This is a genomic window from Lacrimispora sphenoides (assembly GCF_900105215.1).
In the GTDB taxonomy this organism is placed as follows: Bacteria; Bacillota; Clostridia; order Lachnospirales; family Lachnospiraceae; genus Lacrimispora; species Lacrimispora sphenoides_A.
On record NZ_FOIP01000002.1, the window covers coordinates 1,648,760 to 1,664,657 of the forward strand.

Genomic DNA, 15,898 nt, shown 5'->3' on the forward strand with positions numbered 1-15,898 from the left:
CATTTCCTCTATTCTGCCCATGCTCTTTGGGCAGGGCCCACCCCGCTTTACCGGGTGTAAAGGTATGCCTGTGCTCTACCTTTTTTGAAATGCCGCAATAAAAAATCCGTCACAGGGATGGATTCCCGGCAAAAGCTGTATAAACTCCCGGTTTGCGGCGGCTGAATCCAGCCCTTCTCCAAGTTTTCCCTCCAGACTTATGCAGTCAAAAGGAAAATGCTCAAGAAACCACCGGGCATTTTCTTCATTTTCTTTTCGATTTATGGTACATGTACTGAAAATCAGGCGTCCGCCCGGTTTTACATATGCCTGGACAACCGACAGGATATTCCGCTGGAGCACAGCCAAAGATTCCAGGGCTTCCGGCGTCATGCGGTATTTGATGTCCGGCTTTCGTCCAATGATCCCAAGTCCGGAACAAGGCAGATCGGCAATGACGATATCCGCCTTTTCTACTGAATCCGGGTCAGCCACAAGTGCATCCTGGATTTTTGTGCGGATATTTAAAAATCCGCATCGTTTCAAATTTTCTTCGACCATATTTATCTTTAAGAGGCTTAGGTCCCGGACCTCCACCATACCCGTCCCGTCAAGCTTATCTGCTATATGAATGCTCTTTCCTCCCGGTGCGCCGCAGACGTCAATGACGTAATCTCCCTTTTGAGGATCAGCGATCTCACCTACAAAACTGGAACTTAGATCCTGAACCTGGATATATCCCTTTTGGAATGCTTCCAGACCTTCCAGATAATCATATTTTTCAATGCAAAGCACTGCTTCTGAGATTCCGGACTCACTTACTTCTGTCCCCTGCTTTTTAAGGCTCTGAAGGATTTCTTCTTTTGAAGCTTTTGCAAAATTGCAGCGGACGATAGTTTTTTTATTTTTTAAAAAGGATTCCATCATGGTGACTGCTGTTTCCCTGCCATAGGTTTCTTCCCACATGGATACGATCCATGCCGGCATAGAATAACGGACAGAATCATCGGGCCAGTTGAATCCCTCTTTATTTCTGGAAATATTCCTAAGCACTCCATTGACAAATCCCTTTAATCCCGTAAATTTCCGTTTCACGGCAAGTTTCACTGCTTCGTTGCATACGGCAGAATCGGGAACACGGTCCATATAAAGAAGCTGATAGACTGACATGCGCAAAATAGTGCGTATTACCGGTTTCATTTTTGAAACTTTTGTATTGGAAAAGGAATCAATGATATAATCGATCTGAAGCAGGTATTCTACAGACCCCTCTACGATTCTGGAAATGAAGGCCCGTTCCGATTTATCCAGATACTGATACTTATTTAGAGCCTGGTGCAGGATGATATGGCTGTAGCCACCCCGCTCCAGAATCTCTAACAGGATATCCAGTGAGATTTCCCTGCTGTCTGTCTCTTTAGTCATCATTCCTTCTTCCTCCAAACAAGATAACCAGCCTTAAAAGCTGAAGTACGGTTGCAGCAAGTGCTGCCACATAGGTAAGGGCTGCCGCACCAAGCACCTTTCTGGTATAACCTAATTCCTGGTCACCTAAAATTCCTACCTGGCCCAAAAGAGTGACCGCCCGGCTGGAGGCATTGAATTCCACAGGCAGGGTTATCAGCTGGAAAATTACCGCCAGAGAAAACAGGATCAGACCGATGTTCACTAAGGGAGAACCCATTCCCCCTATTATTACCCCAAGAATAATAAGAGGCAGTGCTGCCTTGGAGCCAATATTGGCTGCCGGCACAATGGCTGCCCGGAGTTTCAGAGGAATATAACCTGTGTTGTCCTGCATCACATGTCCGCATTCGTGTGCTGCGACACCGATTGCCGCCACTGATGTGGAACCATAAACAGAGTCAGACAGATTAACAGTTTTGGTTCTGGGATCATAATGATCCGTAAGCTGCCCGCCTACAGACCTTACCTGAACATCATAAATGCCCTGGGAATTTAAAAGACGCTTTGCTGCTTCTGCCCCTGTCATTCCGGACATGCTTCTTACTTTTGAATATTTATTAAATGTGCTGTTCACCCTTGCAGATGCCACCATGGACAGAACTGCTCCGATGATGACCAGGATCCAGGTCGGATCCCAATAATATCCCATCATTCCGCCATAATACATAATCAGACTCCCCTTTCTTCTTTCTTGCCCACGTTTTCCGTGCTTTTAGGTATGTCTGCAAGCCGCTCCAAAACGGTGCCTTTTGCAATGGGATATCCGCGTAGAAACGCGTCAATATCCATGCACTTTTTCCCTTGCAGCTGAAGTTTACGGATGGATAAGCCGCCTTTTCCGGTTTTTATGACCAGCAAATCCCGGCTAACCTCTGCCACCTGGCCATAAGCCCCTTCATACTCCTTATCCACTACTTCTGTTTCCCATAGTTTCATAACTTTTCCATTCCAGACTGTATAGGCGCTGGGCCATGGGTTTAATCCACGAATCAGGCGCTCAATGGATACAGCATCCATAGACCAGTCAATATCTCCCATAGACTTTTTTATCATGCCCACATAGCAGGCCTTGGAATCATCCTGGGGGATACGGATGGCAGTTCCATCTTCCAGTTTGTCTATGGTTTTTAAAATAAGCCTGCCTCCCATCCTGCTTAGTTTATCATGAAGGCTGCCGAAAGTTTCTTTTTCATCCAAAGAAGTGGCTTCCTGGTCCAGCATATCTCCGGTATCCAGAGCCTCAGCCATCATCATGGTTGTGACACCGCTTTCCTTTTCCCCGTTAATGACCGCATATTGTAAGGGAGATGCACCCCGGTACTTAGGGAGCAGAGAAGCGTGGATATTCACACAACCATATTTGGGAATATCCAGTATGGACTTTGGCAGGAGCTGTCCGAAAGCGATCACTAAGATCAGCTCCGGTGCCAGATCTGAAAGAATTTTGACAAATTCCGGATCCCTGGCTTTGACCGGCTGGTAAACAGGGAGTTGGTATTCCAACGCCTTCTCCTTTACCGGAGTCATCTGGACTTCCTTCCCTCTTCCCTTGGGTTTATCCGGCTGGGTAACAACCGCAAGGATCTCATGTCCGGCCTCTTTTATAGCCTCAAGAGCGGGAACGGAAAAATCAGGTGTTCCCATAAATATGATACGCATAATTATTCTTCAACCTCTCCTTCTTCATCCTCATCCAGGGAGACATCCTCCAGCTCGCCTTCCACTTTGTCTACGTATAAATCGCCGTTTAAATGGTCGCATTCATGACAGATTGCACGAGCTAAAAATCCTTCTCCTTCCAGTTCGAACGACTCCATGGAAGCATCAAAAGCTTTTACCCTTACGTAATCGGGCCTGGTAACCGTTCCGGATTTTCCGGGAACGCTAAGGCAGCCTTCCGGCCCGGTCTGACTTCCTCTTGTCTCCACGATGTCCGGATTAATAAGTACATACTGGTTGCCATCATCTACATCTATAACTACGATCTGTTTTAAAATTCCCACCTGGGAAGCTGCAAGGCCAACTCCATTTGATTCATACATGGTTTCAAACATATCTACGATCAACTCGGAAATCCTTGGTGTAATCTCTTTTACAGGTTTGCAGTGCTTTCTTAAAATTTCATCTCCAATGGTTCTAATCTTTCTAATTGCCATTTTCTTTTATCCTCTCATTTATGAAAAATCATATTGAATCATCACCTGATCAAACAACTGCCGATGGTTTTCTGAAAAAACATCGATTTGATCCCTGATTTTTATTAGTATATCATATTTTTCCTGTTTCAAGTATAAAATTTTTCTATAGATATCATTAATTTTGTAAACGCTCGCATCTACCGGGCCGATGACCTGTACTGCTTCCTGTTCCGCAAGGGGGTCAATAAAACCGGCTGTTAAAGCCGCTGCTTCTTTTAAACAGTCTTCCTGTCTGGAGGAAAACTGAACGGTTAAAAGACCGCTTGCCGGAGGGTATTTCATCAGGCGCCGATATGCCATTTCCTGTTGGTAAAACGCCTCATAATCCTGATTTGCGGCAGTTACAATACTATAATGCTCTGGACTATAGGTCTGAATGACCACGTCACCGTTTCTGGAATCCCGTCCGGCTCTTCCTGCCGCCTGGGTTAAGAGCTGGAAGGTCCGTTCTGCAGAACGGTAGTCCGGGGTATTCAAAGACAGGTCTGCCGCCAGCACCCCTACCAGAGTTACATTAGGGAAATCATGCCCCTTTACGATCATCTGAGTTCCGATAAGGATGTCAGCCTCTCCCTCAGAAAAAGCGGTGAGTATCTCCTCATGTCCTCCCTTTTTGGAAGTGGTGTCCAGATCCATTCGCAGGACTCTGGCAGCTGGGAACATCTTTTTTGTCATTTGCTCTATCTTCTGGGTTCCCACTCCGAAATTGGCAATGTAAGGAGAACTGCATGCAGGACAGCGGTCTGGCATGGATATGGAATAACCGCAATAATGACAGACAAGACGGCTGTTATTATGAAGAGTCAGGGTCACGTCACAGTGAGGGCAGCGAATGGCTTCGCCGCAGGAACGGCAGGAAACGAAATTTGCATAACCGCGCCTGTTGATAAACAGCATGGCCTGCTCCCGCTTCTCCAGCCGATCCTCGATCAGTGCCTGTAAATTCCTGCTGAAAATGGATTTATTGCCTTCTTTTAGCTCCTGCCTTAAATCCACCACGGATACCGCCGCCAGACGGCTGTTTTTTTTGGCCCGTTCCGTCAGGCGGAAAAGCCGGTATTCCTCATGAAGGGCTTTTGTATAAGCTTCCAGGGATGGAGTCGCTGACCCTAAAACCAAAGATGCCCCCTGCATGGAGGCTCTTTTCTCAGCCACCTCTCTGGCATGGTATCTTGGAGATACCTCACTTTTGTAAGCCCCCTCATGCTCTTCGTCTATCAGAATCAGCCCCAGACGTGAAAAGGGAGTAAACAGGGCCGAACGGGGACCGATCATAATATCAATATCTCCGTTTCTTGCCCGTTCAAACTGATCATACCGTTCCCCTGCTGACAATCTTGAATTGATGATGGACACCCGGTTTCCAAATCTTCCGTAGAACCGCAGGACGGTCTGGTAGGTCAGGGCAATCTCCGGAATGAGAACGATCACCTGCTTCCCATCCTCTATGACTCTATGGATCAGTTCCATGTATACTTCCGTCTTTCCGCTTCCCGTAATGCCATGGATCAGATAGGTCTTTCTTAACGATTGGGAATAATCCAGGCAAAAGCTGTCTACAATGGCCTGCTGTTCCTCATTTAAAACCACTTTACTTCTTTCTTTTGCCTCTGTTTTAACAGGATTTCTGTAAACCTCTTCACGATCAAGGCTTACGTAACCTTTTTCTATCACTGGCTTTAAGGTGGCAGCAGAAAGGTTCATCTGGTTGACTGCAATTTCGTATGGGATGACAGGATTTTCCATAAGCGCCTGAAAGAGTCGTGCTCTGGCCTTATATTTCTTTTTTTCCGCTTCCTCTAAAGCATTGATAAGTTGTGAATGATCTAAAAGGCTTTTAAGCACCTTTTTTTCCTTTGGTTTTACCTTTTGCTTTACCGGAAGTACCGTTTTTAATGCCTGGTTCATGGTTGAGCCATACCGTTCTTTCAGCCACCATGCCAGGGAAATGAGCAGGGATTCCGCTGATACACCATCAGTTACGATCCCTGCTATTTCCTTAATTTTATCCGGATCATAATCCGCATGGGCGGCAATGCCTACCACATACCCTTTCCGCATGGAATTTCCTTTTCCAAAAGGAATCAAAACCAGGGACCCCACAGCCACTTCATCAAGAAGCCCGGCCGGAATCCGGTAATCAAAGGTTCTGTCAACTTTTTCATGGGAAATATCAATAATAATCCGGGCATATCGTTCCGTCATTGTTTTCCTCTTTTCTGCCCATGCTTTTTGGGCATAAAGGTACGCCTTATGCGGCATGAGCTTTTGAAGGCTGTCAAGGCCGGTAAAATTTCTCTGCCACAGGGCCGAGATTCATGCTGTTGGAGCCCTTAAACAGCACGCAGTCCCCTTCCTTTAACTCCTTATTTAAATAAGATACCAGCAGCTCAGGTTCCATAAATTCTTTAACCGTAATATGAGGAGCGTGTTCCTTCACCGCTCTGGCAATCTCCCCTGCCAATTCTCCTAAAGTCACCACCTCATATACCGGTTGTTCTGCAATGTATTCTCCGATTTCATAATGGTATTCTGGGGATTTTTCTCCCAGCTCCTTCATATCAGCCAATACTGCGATCCTTCGTTCCGCCTTTGTTATAGAACCCAAAACCTCCAGACCTGCTTTCATGGAAACCGGGCTGGCGTTATAGGTATCATCGATGATGGTCATACCTGCCACATGATAGATCTGCTGACGGTTTTTAAAGCCGGTGAATTCCTGAAGGCATTTTGCGGCTTCTTCCATAGGAATGCCGCACTCAGAAGCTACTGCAAGAGACACCATGGCATTTAACACGTTATGGCTTCCCATAACCGCCAGCCGTATAGGAACTTTCTTCTGGCCAAAAACTGCAGTAAAGGCCGGAAAGCCCTCCTCCAAATGGACATCCAGAGCTCTGTAATCACAATTTTCCCCTGTTCCGTAATAGATGGTCTTACAGCCTTCTTTTGCCTTTGTTGTTTTTAAAAGCGGGTCATCCCCATTTAAGAACAGGATTCCACCATCCATAAGGCCATCTTGGATGGTCATTTTTTCCCTGTAAATATTTTCTTGGGATCCCAACTGCTCGATATGGGTTACTCCAATATTGGTAATCACAGCCATCTGGATTTTTGCGATCCTGGCAATGACGGTCAGCTCTCCCGGCTCACTCATTCCCAGTTCAATGACTCCGATTTCATCCTCGGCTGTAATCTCCGATAAGGTAATGGGTACCCCCACCTGACTGTTGTGGTTTCCTGGGGTTTTATAAACGCAATAACGGGCAGACAGGGCGCAAGCGACCATTTCCCTTGTAGTGGTCTTTCCTACGCTTCCCGTAATTCCAACAAGAGGAAGTTTTAAACGGTCCCTGTAATAGCTCCCAATGGCCTGAAGAGCCACTTTTGTATCTTCAACCCGGATCCAGGGTTTCACCAAGTCCATGGCGTCATGCTCGCTGGTAAGCGTCGCTGTTGCTCCATTGTCAAAGGCCTGCCCGATAAAACGGTGAGCATCTTGCTTTTCTCCAATGATAGGGACAAACAGATCATTCCCCTTCATTGATCTGGAATCAATACTGATGTGCTCTAAGACTGTATTCTCGTTTCCGCAAAGAAGCCTTCCTCCTGTAGCTGAAAGTATTTCCTTTACTGTCATATTTACCATTGCTTCCTCCATTCCATCTACCGTGGAAATGCCGAAAGCCGCACTTCCCTACGGCTTCCGGCATTTTATTTATCGTTGTGCCTTCCTTTTAAACTTCCTCTAAAAGCTGGGCATCCACCGCTTTTAAGACCTCTTCCCGGTCTGAAAAATGATGGCGGACTCCGTTCATCTCCTGGTAATCCTCATGCCCCTTTCCTATAATGGCAATCATATCACCCGGTTCGGCATGTATGATGCTGTAGCGGATCGCTTCCCTGCGGTCCGGAATTTCTATGAATTTTCCTCCGGTCTTTTCAAGACTTCCGCGAATGTCCGCAATGATATCTTCCGTTTTTTCGTATCTGGAGTTATCCGCAGTGATAATCGTAAAATCTGCCAGACGTCCCGCGCTGTCACCCATGGTAATACGCCGGTCCTTGGAACGGTTTCCTCCGCAGCCAAAGACGCAGACAAGACGCGTTGGATGGTAATCCCTTAGGGTTGAAAGCAGGCTTTCCATACTGACTGCATTATGAGCATAATCTACGATTACCGTGCATTTCTCAGAGGCATATACGATTTCCATACGCCCGTTCACGTTTAAATGTTCCAGCCCATGGCAGATATTCTCTTTCGGAAGCCCTAAAAAGCTTAAAACGCTGACTGCAGCCAATGCATTGGCAACGTTAAAGCGTCCCGGAATATTCACCCGGACAGAAAGCTCGCAGGTCCCTTTGATGTCAAATTCCAGTCCCACAAATTCCGGTTGGGCGATGTATCGGATGTCTTCTGCTTTAAAGTCCGTTCCATTTTTATCCATGGAGAAAGAATAGAGTTTACAGGAGGCATCCTTTACCACTTCATCCCAATGCTCGTCATCGCCGTTCATGATGCCCACTTTAGAGCAGCAAAAGATCCGGGATTTGTAAAAAAGATATTCCTCAAAATCCTTGTGCTCATCCGGCCCGATATGATCAGGAGAAAGGTTGGTAAACAGTCCGTAATCAAAACAGATCCCGTCTACTCGGTGCATCTTAAAGGCCTGGGAGGAAACCTCCATCACCATATATTCACAGCCAGCCTCCACCATACGGCTGAAGGCCTGGTGAAGTTCATAGGACTCGGGAGTTGTATTCATCGTAGGCGTTACTTCCTGACCGATGACAATACCTGTGGTTCCGATCATTCCCACTTTTTTCCCGCAGGCTTCCAGAACAGTCTTGATCATGTGCGTGGTTGTGGTTTTTCCCTTGGTTCCGGTCACTCCAATGGTCACCATCTTTTCCGCCGGATAGCCAAACCTAGCAGCTGAAAGTAAAGCCAGCGCCTCTCTGGCATTATGTACGAGAATGGCAGTTACGCCATCCGGGATCTTTGTCTTTTGTTCTACTACAAGGATCTTAACCCCGGCGTCCACCACCTCAGGGATAAATTCATGGGAGTCGGTTCTCGTTCCCTTCATGCAGACAAATACAACACCCTTTCGAGCCTTTCTGGAGTCATAAATGACATCCTCTGCATCGACATCCAGGCTACCCTGCAATACTTCATATTTTAAGTCCTTTAGCCATTCTATAAACTTCATTAAAACCTCCAAATCAGAATAATCCGGTGATTACTCCATCTTCATTTACGTCAATATTATCTGCGGCCGGCTTCTTTGGAAGACCTGGCATTGTCATAATGGCTCCGGTCAGAATGACTACAAATCCGGCTCCGGCAGATACATAAGCATCCCGTACATTAATGTCAAAGCCTTCCGGTCTCCCAAGCTTTGTCTGGTCATCGGATAAAGAATACTGTGTCTTTGCCATACATACAGGAAGGCTGCCAAATCCCATTTCTTCAAATTTTCTTATGGCTTTTAAAGCTGCAGGAGCATAGGTCACCCCAGCTGCGCCATAGATTTCCTTTGCAATTGTGGCAATCTTATTTTCCAGCCCCATTTCATCAGGATAAATGGGTGCAAAATTGCTTTCTTTATTTTCCAGGGTATAAAGGACTTTTTCGGCCAGCTCTATGCCGCCCTCTCCTCCTTTTTCCCACACCTGGGATAAGGCGAATTCACAGCCTCTCTCCTCACAAAACCGTTTTACAAACTGATGTTCTGCCTCTGTGTCTGTGATAAAGGAATTGAGGGTAACAATGACCGGGACGCCGTATTTCATCATATTTTCAATGTGCTTCTCCAGATTGACAATCCCTTTTTCAAGGGCAGCAAGGTTTTCTTCCTTTAACTGGTCCTTGGGCACTCCGCCGTTGTATTTTAAGGCTCTCACCGTTGCCACCAGTACAATGGCATCAGGCTTTAATCCGGCTTTCCTGCATTTGATGTCCAGGAATTTTTCCGCGCCTAGATCCGCACCGAACCCTGCCTCTGTCACAACAACATCAGCCAGCTTTAAGGCGGTCTTTGTTGCACGTACACTGTTGCAGCCATGAGCAATGTTTGCAAAGGGCCCGCCGTGAATGATGGCACCGGTATGCTCCAGCGTCTGGATCAGATTGGGCTTTAACGCATCCTTTAATAAAGCCGCCAAAGCGCCTACTGCGTTTAACTGGGAGGCGGTCACAGGCTCTCCAGCATAATTATATGCTACAATGATTCTTCCCAGCCGATCTTTTAAATCTTCCATATCATTTGAAAGGCAAAGGATAGCCATGATTTCCGATGCAACCGTAATTACAAAGTGATCCTCTCTCACAAATCCTTCTGCTTTGGAACCAAGGCCGACCACAACGTTTCTTAGGGCACGGTCATTCATGTCCAGGCAGCGCTTCCAAAGAATCTGACGGGTATCGATTCCCAAAGCATTCCCCTGATGGATATGATTATCTAACAGAGCTGCAAGCAGGTTATTGGCTGAGGTTATGGCATGAAAATCACCGGTAAAATGAAGATTTAAGTCTTCCATGGGAACTACCTGGGCATATCCGCCGCCTGCCGCGCCGCCCTTAATTCCAAAGCATGGTCCAAGGGAAGGTTCTCTGAGGGCGATGATCGCCTTTTTTTCCATTTTCCCCAATGCCTGACCTAGACCTACGGTAGTGGTGGTTTTCCCTTCTCCTGCCGGAGTAGGATTGATGGCGGTTACCAGAACCAGTTTGCCGTCCGGACGATCCTTTACCCGCTCCCACAATTCATCAGTCAGCTTCGCCTTATACTTTCCGTAAAGCTCCAGCTCATCCTCACTGATCCCATAGGATGCAGCCACGTCTTTAATAGGAAGCATTTTTGCCTCCTGTGCGATTTCAATATCTGTTTTCATTCTCCAATCCTCCTTCTATGTATATAACACGTTCTATATTATCGGTATTTCCGATAATCGGATGGATGGCGCTGAAAAACAACGCCTTTTATCTTCACTTGCTTTGCAAGTTCAGATAAGCCATATTAATAACCCTGGGAAAGTATTTCATCGAATTCCTCCAGGCTCATCAGTACCTTGCGGGGCTTGGTGCCTTCCTCTTCTCCTACTACTCCGGCTTCTGCAAGCTGGTCCATGATACGGGCAGCCCGGTTAAAGCCGATTTTAAACATTCTCTGAAGCATACCAATGGAGGCTTTATCCTTTTCAATGATAAATTTACCGGCCTGAACAAAATATTCATCCCTGTCATTTCCACCACCCTTAATCTCTCCTCCTGCAGGCGCAGAAGCGATCATGCTTTCTACTTCCGGGTTGTAGTCTGCAGTCATCCCCTGTTCGGTTAAGAAATCCACAACCTTGGAAACTTCGGAATCCGATACAAAGGCGCCCTGAACACGCATTGGTTTCGGATATCCCGCCGGGTAAAAGAGCATATCGCCTTTTCCAAGAAGCTTTTCCGCACCGTTCATATCAATAATGGTTCTGGAATCCACGCCGGAAGAAACCGCAAACGCTACCCGGGATGGAACATTGGCCTTAATGAGACCTGTTATGACATTTACCGACGGGCGCTGGGTGGCGATGACAAGATGGATACCCGCAGCTCTGGCAAGCTGAGCCAGACGACAGATGGAATCTTCCACTTCTCCCGGAGCTACCATCATCAGATCCGCAAGCTCGTCGATAATGATGACGATCTGAGGCATCTTTTTGGGCTTATCTTCATCCTCAATATCTTTTATACTCTCAACCTTTTTATTATATCCCTTAATTTCCCTGACATTATACTGAGCGAACTTATTATAACGGTCCGTCATCTCCGCCACCGCCCAGTTTAGGGCTCCGGAAGCCTTCTTGGGATCAGTGACCACAGGGAGCAGTAAATGGGGAATTCCATTATAAACACTCAATTCCACCACCTTTGGGTCTACCATGATCAGTTTTACATCCTCCGGGTCCGCCTTAAAAATGATGCTCATTATCAAGGTGTTGATGCAGACAGATTTACCAGAACCAGTGGCTCCGGCGATCAAAAGGTGAGGCATCTTTGCAATGTCCGTGACAACCACCTGGCCGCCGATGTCTTTTCCCACCGCAAAGGCAATTTTAGAGGAATGTTTCTGGAAGCCGTCTGCCTCCAGAATATCCCGTAAGTATACCATTTGATTTTCTTTATTGGGCACCTCGATACCCACCGCCGATTTTCCCGGGATAGGAGCTTCAATTCGAATATCAGCGGCTGCCAGGCTCAATTTAATGTCATCTGCCAGGCTTACGATCTTACTGACCTTTACCCCCTGCTCCGGATGAAGTTCATACCTGGTAACGGAGGGTCCGCAGCTTATATTGGTAACAGTAACCCCGACCCCGAAATTCTGAAGGGTCCGCTGAAGCTTGATGGCAGTATCTTTGTATTCCCGGTCGGAAAATACCGCTGATTTTCCTTTTTTAAGCAGGGAGAGAGGCGGAAACTTATATTCCTGTTTCACAATCTCCTGTTTTTGCTTGATTTCAAGGCTGACACTACCCCCGTCTTCCTTTGCTGCCTCTTCCCGTTTCTTTTCCAGTTTTTTCTGAAGAGCTTCTGTATCTGTTTCTATTACCTTGCCGGAAGCGGTAACCACCTGTTTTGGCTCCTCAGGAATGGCAAAGGTATCATTCCCTTCCTCAGGATAGAAATCCTCTTCCACAAACTCCAATTCCTTTAAGGTTTTGATCTCTTTCTTCATATATATGGAAGGTTCTTCCAGGGCCTCAGCAAACGGTGTCCCTTCCACATCGGGGGCAAAGGGAACACTATCCTCATCATCTTCCAGTACAGGTGAAAAACTGCCCCGGAAAATATCAGCAGGATTGAGTTCGTCTTCTTCCACAGCAGTAACGGCAGACAGCCGTTTCGCCTGGATCATAATATCATCTGCAAGATTGTCAGGAGCTTCCTCAACCTGCTCTTCCACATAGCTTTCTTCCTGGGCTTCTTCTAACTTCGTGGCCTCTAAATTGACTCCCCGAAGCTTTTTCTCTTCCAAAAGCTGTTTGCGGGCTTCCTGGCGCATTGCATGGACTTCCATGTGCATGTCCATATTTTCCCTGGCATGGCGGTATGCTTTTCCGCTTCCTTTTTTCACAATATCTACAAACGATTTTTCCGTAATGCAGACTAAAGATATGACAAGAAGGACTCCTATCACCAGATAGGCTCCCACTACGCCGATTATGGAGGCAAGCCCTCCAGCCAGAAGGCCGCCTATAATGCCGCCTCCTCTTCCGCTTACGGAAGCCTCAAAATAAATATCGGCAAGTCCTATTCCCTCGCCGGCCTTTGCTCCAAAAAGGAGATGTAAAAATCCACACAAAGAAACCAGCGCCAGAATAAAAGACGCCAGTTTAAAAGCAGCCCTGGGATTTCCCTGGTTGGAGATGTAAAATGCTGTTCCTGCAAACAGCAGCACAGGCGCGACATACCCCACACTTCCGAATATGCCTAACTGTAAGCTCCGCAGAAAATCCCCGACCACGCCGCATAAATGAAAGTTGCTAAAAAACAGAATGGCCGCAGCCAAAAATGACATAATGATCACGACTTCTGAATGGATAAATTCCGGTTCCGGTAAAATCACATTTTTTTTGGCGGCGGTATTTCTTGTTCTCCCGTTTTTCCCTTTTTTTGCTGTTGTACGTTTCTTCGTTGTCTCAGGCACAATAACTACCCCCTTCTATCCGTTGGTAACAGTATACAAAAAAATCGGGAGAATTGCAACGATTAACAGGAAGCAGTTTCCATCAGTTCATATAATTTTTTTAGAGCATCCTTGATACCGCCCACTTCATTAATCAGTCCTTCTTTTACCGTTTCTTCGCCAACCAGCACGGTTCCTAAGTCTCTGGTAAGCATTTCCGTATTCAGCATAAGACGTTTTAACTGGTCGTAGGCGATCTCTGCGTGGGTGGAAACAAAGCTTAAGATCCGGTCCTGGATCATTTCAAAATATTCATAAGTCTGGGAGGCGCCAATCACCATTCCAGTCATTCTTACGGGATGAACCATCATGGTTCCAGTGGGTACGATAAAGGAATAATCCGTGCAGACTGCTAAGGGAACTCCTATGGAATGGCTTCCTCCAAGAACCAGGGATACTGTTGGGATGCTTAAGGAAGCGATCATCTCCGCTATCGCGAGGCCTGCATCCACGTCACCGCCGGAGGTATTTAATAGAACCAAAAGCCCTTCCACGGAATCATCATCTTCAATCTCGGCCAGTTTCGGGAGGATGTGATCGTATTTTGTAGCTTTGCTATTGCCAGATAAATTCTCATGGCCTTCCACCTCTCCGATAATGGAGATCAGATGGATTTTCCGCTTGTTCGCATTATCATCCAGGGTCATCTGGCCATATTCTTCCAGCTTTTCATCCTCTTTTTGTTCTATATCCTTTTCTGTCTTTTTTTCATCAAGGTTTTCCTTGCGCTCATTGCCGTCAGGACGATTCTGTCTTTCCTCCGGATCTTCGTTATTCCCATTACTATGCTGATACTCTCTCACCTTAAAAACCTCCTGTTTCACTGTTAATTTGGTAGTTTCACTTTTCACTCTAACCCACGCGTTCCAGGCAGAATCTGTCTCTTTACATGCTGCAATGGAATATTCATGGGGTATTTCCATATGATGTGGAGAAAACCATAAAAATATGCTTCCTATCAATGCCAGTCTTCAACCTTACGCAATTACAATATTTTAATTGTGATTATAACAAGTTATTGACTTTGATACTTCCACATGGTAAACTACCAAACAACATAAATTAAGTCACATTCTTGCCAATGAAGGCAGCGCCGGAGTAATCCTTTTGCGCTGCTTTTCTATAAACAGATACCTGACTTTTTGGCTGTGGCTAAACTAAAAAAAAGGAGAGATCGTCTCATGAACAACTTTTTTATCGCTCAGACCTTTGGCAAATCCTCTAATTTCACGGATATTCCAAACAATTTATTTAAGGAACACAATGTAAAAAAAGGGCTCCGCAACGAAGACGGCACCGGAGTACGGGTTGGCTTGACCCGCGTATCTGACGTAGTAGGCTATGAAATCGAAGACGGAAAAAAGGTCAGCGTTCCCGGTAAGCTATATTACCGCGGTATTGAAATCGGCGACCTGGTAAACGGAAAGAATAATGAACGTTACGGTTTTGAAGAGACTTCATTTTTACTCCTTTTTGGCTATCTCCCCTCAAAGAAGGAATTAAGAGAGTTCACATCCACCCTTAGCCAGAACTACCATCTCCCTGATGAGTTTTTAGAAAAGAATATGCTCCGCACACCTTCCCGCAATTTGATGAACAGCCTTCAGCAGAGCATCCTGGCTCTATACGATTATGATGAGGAGCCAGATAATGTAGATCCCTATGAGACACTTTTAAAGGGAATCAACATCATGGCAAAGCTTCCCTCTCTCTCCGTCTATGCATACCAGAGCAAGGTTCATTATTATGAAAGGGACAGTCTGATCATACATTATCCAAAGCCGGAATATTCCATGGCAGAAAATATTCTCTACATGCTGCGTCGTGATGGGGTCTTTACTGAGCAGGAAGCGAATCTGCTGGATGTGATGCTGATGATCCACGCAGACCATGGCGGCGGAAACAACTCCACCTTTACCAATGTAGTCATATCTTCCACAGGAACCGATATCTATTCTGCCATCTCCGCTTCCATCGGCTCCTTAAAAGGACCAAAGCACGGCGGCGCCAATATATGCTGCAGTGAAATGATCAAGGCCATTGAAAAGGAAATCGGTCTTAAGGCGACCGAAGCCCAGATGAAGGGAGTGATCCAGAAGATCCTCGCAAAAGATTTCTATGACAATTCCGGTCTTGTATACGGACTTGGTCATGCAGTTTATACAGTTTCCGATCCAAGGGCGGATTTATTAAAGGTCTGCTGTGAAAAGCTTGCCAAACAGAAAAACAGGGAAGATGAATATGAGTTCCTGACAAAATTTGAAAAGGTTGCCAAAGCATGCCTAGCGGGCAACGGAAAAACCCTGTCAAACAATGTAGACTTCTACAGTGGTTTCGCTTATAATATGTTACAGATACCGGAAGATATGTATACGCCTTTGTTTGTCTGCTCCCGTATGGCAGGCTGGCTGGCACACAATATCGAAAACAAGCTGTACGACGGAAGAATCATGCGTCCAGCGACAAAATACGTAGGAGAAACTATTTCCTACAAAAAAAGAGAGGAACGATAGC

11 protein-coding genes are annotated in these 15,898 nt (G+C 46.1%); 1 reads left to right on the top strand and 10 read right to left on the bottom strand.

All coding sequences use genetic code 11. The features are described 5' to 3' along the window. Positions 1–75: 75 nt before the first annotated feature. The 10 genes from rsmB to BMW45_RS24430 all read right to left on the bottom strand — a co-directional run bounded on the left by rsmB (position 76) and on the right by BMW45_RS24430 (position 14,073). Complete coding sequence (gene rsmB, locus BMW45_RS24385; protein ID WP_092250049.1) at positions 76–1,407, bottom strand: 16S rRNA (cytosine(967)-C(5))-methyltransferase RsmB; 1,332 nt, start codon at positions 1,405–1,407, stop codon at positions 76–78. Next, entirely contained in the window at positions 1,397–2,113 is a 717-nt protein-coding gene (locus BMW45_RS24390; protein WP_029701739.1) for a zinc metallopeptidase, read from the bottom strand. The genes rsmB and BMW45_RS24390 overlap by 11 nt, the downstream gene beginning before the upstream one ends. Before the next feature lie 2 nt (positions 2,114–2,115). Further along, on the bottom strand, positions 2,116–3,105 hold the full coding sequence (gene fmt, locus BMW45_RS24395) for a methionyl-tRNA formyltransferase (RefSeq protein ID WP_092250052.1): 990 nt from the start codon (positions 3,103–3,105) through the stop codon (positions 2,116–2,118). Between the two features lie 2 nt (positions 3,106–3,107). After that, positions 3,108–3,602 carry a peptide deformylase gene (def, locus tag BMW45_RS24400; RefSeq protein ID WP_092250055.1) on the bottom strand — a complete coding sequence of 165 codons (495 nt, stop codon included), beginning with the start codon at positions 3,600–3,602 and terminating at the stop codon, positions 3,108–3,110. 18 nt (positions 3,603–3,620) lie between these two features. Further along, positions 3,621–5,849, bottom strand: coding sequence for a replication restart helicase PriA (priA, locus tag BMW45_RS24405; protein WP_092250058.1), 2,229 nt, complete (start codon positions 5,847–5,849; stop codon positions 3,621–3,623). Positions 5,850–5,922: 73 nt separating this feature from the next. Beyond that, on the bottom strand, positions 5,923–7,293 hold the full coding sequence (locus tag BMW45_RS24410) for a UDP-N-acetylmuramoyl-tripeptide--D-alanyl-D-alanine ligase (RefSeq protein ID WP_092250061.1): 1,371 nt from the start codon (positions 7,291–7,293) through the stop codon (positions 5,923–5,925). Between the two features lie 88 nt (positions 7,294–7,381). Beyond that, the gene (locus tag BMW45_RS24415; RefSeq protein ID WP_092250065.1) at positions 7,382–8,857 is read right to left on the bottom strand and encodes a UDP-N-acetylmuramoyl-L-alanyl-D-glutamate--2,6-diaminopimelate ligase; all 1,476 of its coding nucleotides are present in this window, start codon (positions 8,855–8,857) and stop codon (positions 7,382–7,384) included. Positions 8,858–8,870: 13 nt separating this feature from the next. Continuing rightward, positions 8,871–10,541 (bottom strand): formate--tetrahydrofolate ligase, encoded by a 1,671-nt coding sequence (locus BMW45_RS24420; RefSeq protein ID WP_092250068.1) that lies wholly within the window; start codon positions 10,539–10,541, stop codon positions 8,871–8,873. Between the two features lie 125 nt (positions 10,542–10,666). Beyond that, positions 10,667–13,345 (bottom strand): FtsK/SpoIIIE family DNA translocase, encoded by a 2,679-nt coding sequence (locus BMW45_RS24425; RefSeq protein ID WP_092250071.1) that lies wholly within the window; start codon positions 13,343–13,345, stop codon positions 10,667–10,669. A 62-nt stretch (positions 13,346–13,407) separates the two neighbouring features. After that, positions 13,408–14,073 (bottom strand): ClpP family protease, encoded by a 666-nt coding sequence (locus tag BMW45_RS24430; RefSeq protein WP_465220287.1) that lies wholly within the window; start codon positions 14,071–14,073, stop codon positions 13,408–13,410. 492 nt (positions 14,074–14,565) lie between these two features. Between BMW45_RS24430 and BMW45_RS24435 the strand changes: the two genes are divergently transcribed. Continuing rightward, positions 14,566–15,897, top strand: coding sequence for a citrate synthase (locus tag BMW45_RS24435; RefSeq protein ID WP_092250074.1), 1,332 nt, complete (start codon positions 14,566–14,568; stop codon positions 15,895–15,897). Position 15,898: the final 1 nt, after the last annotated feature.

Excerpts from the sequence above, each read along its gene's own strand:
- rsmB (WP_092250049.1), bottom strand. The coding sequence starts at position 1,407 with ATGATGACTAAAGAGACAGACAGCAGGGAAATCTCACTGGATATCCTG.
- BMW45_RS24390 (WP_029701739.1), bottom strand. The coding sequence starts at position 2,113 with ATGTATTATGGCGGAATGATGGGATATTATTGGGATCCGACCTGGATC.
- fmt (WP_092250052.1), bottom strand. The coding sequence starts at position 3,105 with ATGCGTATCATATTTATGGGAACACCTGATTTTTCCGTTCCCGCTCTT.
- def (WP_092250055.1), bottom strand. The coding sequence starts at position 3,602 with ATGGCAATTAGAAAGATTAGAACCATTGGAGATGAAATTTTAAGAAAG.
- priA (WP_092250058.1), bottom strand. The coding sequence starts at position 5,849 with ATGACGGAACGATATGCCCGGATTATTATTGATATTTCCCATGAAAAA.
- BMW45_RS24410 (WP_092250061.1), bottom strand. The coding sequence starts at position 7,293 with ATGGTAAATATGACAGTAAAGGAAATACTTTCAGCTACAGGAGGAAGG.
- BMW45_RS24415 (WP_092250065.1), bottom strand. The coding sequence starts at position 8,857 with ATGAAGTTTATAGAATGGCTAAAGGACTTAAAATATGAAGTATTGCAG.
- BMW45_RS24420 (WP_092250068.1), bottom strand. The coding sequence starts at position 10,541 with ATGAAAACAGATATTGAAATCGCACAGGAGGCAAAAATGCTTCCTATT.
- BMW45_RS24435 (WP_092250074.1), top strand. The coding sequence starts at position 14,566 with ATGAACAACTTTTTTATCGCTCAGACCTTTGGCAAATCCTCTAATTTC.